The sequence below is a fragment of the Alphaproteobacteria bacterium genome (genome assembly GCA_025800285.1).
In the GTDB taxonomy this organism is placed as follows: Bacteria; Pseudomonadota; Alphaproteobacteria; order JAOXRX01; family JAOXRX01; genus JAOXRX01.
Genome location: JAOXRX010000089.1, coordinates 1 through 1,389, shown reverse-complemented (window position 1 = coordinate 1,389; position 1,389 = coordinate 1). Strand labels below are relative to the sequence as shown.

The following is a 1,389-nucleotide window of genomic DNA, read 5'->3' as shown; positions in this document are numbered from 1 at the left end:
TCCGATCTCATCTGTCATTATTCCATCACCTTTTAGGTTTTTTTTCCCCCGATGAACTACTTTTTACATACCGCACTTTCTTTATTCCACAAACAGGACAAGTACGATAAAATTGTCTTCTTCCGTTTTTACCTGTTTGATATCCACTTGGTTCTGCACATGGCGTAACTCTTTTATCTTTGATGCAATAGGATTCATTCATTTTATATTTAGATTATATAAAAATAAAGTAATTTAAAAATAATAGATTATAATAAAATGGAAGAAGAATCTTTATCATTTGAATCCGAAAATGAATTTGAAAGAGAAATAATAAACATTAAAGAATTTGGAAAAGTACTTCCTGAAAATATTGTAAAATGCATTAATGAAGAAAGGAAAAAAAGTAAGAATCTCAATAGAGGATTATTTGAATTAGAGATAGACATGTTTGAAGTTGTTGTCAGAGATATAAAATCACGACCAGGCCGCCCATCCAAAACACTTTCAAAATTACAAGATTTGATCAGACTTTATTCGTCTTTGATGGATGTTGATAAAAAAATGAGTGACTTAAAAAACGGATTTAAACAATATTTTGAAAAAGAGTCAGAAAGAGATTTTGTTTTATCTTAATAATTTTATATCATTTCAATAAGATATAAAATTAATCCAAAAACTTATGATTAATGAAATAGTCTTTAATGAAATCACTATTGTCATGATCAAAGTCTTCATGATGAATAACATCTAAAATACTCTTTCCTTTTTGTCTTTCAATCAAATAGTATAAACACCAATAACCACAAAGAACTGTATCTCGATTTTGTATTTCATCTTGAGAATAAATAACCTTTTTTCCAGAAGTTGAAAGATAGTGGTGAATTTCATGTGGCATAATTAAACCAAATGGATCAAAGTATTCAACTATCTGTTTATCAATGTTTCTGTAACATACCCAATGCGTACCGGATCCTTTAATTGAATCCAAATTAATTATACCGCATTCTTTATTTTTCATTTGATCAGGAAGTCGATCTCTGGAGTAAATACTTCTGAAATACTTTATCCCCAAATCATCAGTCCGTTTTTCGAGATCAAAGTTGGAAAGAGGTTTATTTACAAAATGCTTCCAAGTATTGGGATGCCGCTGAAAGGACTGTTTTTTCCTAACAACAATCCCTGGCCTTTTTTTCCCTTTCCTTTTTTCTTTCCCATTCCAATAGTTTCTCCCCATTTTCCATAAAATGGAGGTGGGTACATTGGAAATTTTCCTCCTGATTGTGGAAGATAAACATTTGAATAAGGACTTGGTGGTGGATGAGGTGGTATTTTATCCACTTGAAGACCTTTAACAAACATTTTGGAAACAAGTTCTATTGCTATTGGTATTCCAATGGAAGTAAGTGT

3 protein-coding genes are annotated in these 1,389 nt (G+C 30.5%); 1 reads left to right on the top strand and 2 read right to left on the bottom strand.

Features of this window, described 5'->3' with window-relative positions; genetic code table 11:
- The first annotated feature begins 258 nt into the window (after positions 1–258).
- Positions 259–615: a hypothetical protein gene (locus tag OIF36_04835; protein ID MCV6599779.1), complete on the top strand. Its 357-nt coding sequence runs from the start codon at positions 259–261 to the stop codon at positions 613–615.
- A gap of 31 nt (positions 616–646) precedes the next feature.
- Here OIF36_04835 and OIF36_04830 read toward each other — a convergent pair whose 3' ends face one another.
- The gene (locus OIF36_04830; protein MCV6599778.1) at positions 647–1,054 is read right to left on the bottom strand and encodes a hypothetical protein; all 408 of its coding nucleotides are present in this window, start codon (positions 1,052–1,054) and stop codon (positions 647–649) included.
- Positions 1,055–1,098: 44 nt separating this feature from the next.
- A partial coding sequence (locus tag OIF36_04825; GenBank protein MCV6599777.1) for a hypothetical protein occupies positions 1,099–1,389 on the bottom strand: 291 nt, incomplete at its 5' end.

Excerpts from the sequence above, each read along its gene's own strand:
- OIF36_04835 (MCV6599779.1), top strand. The coding sequence starts at position 259 with ATGGAAGAAGAATCTTTATCATTTGAATCCGAAAATGAATTTGAAAGA.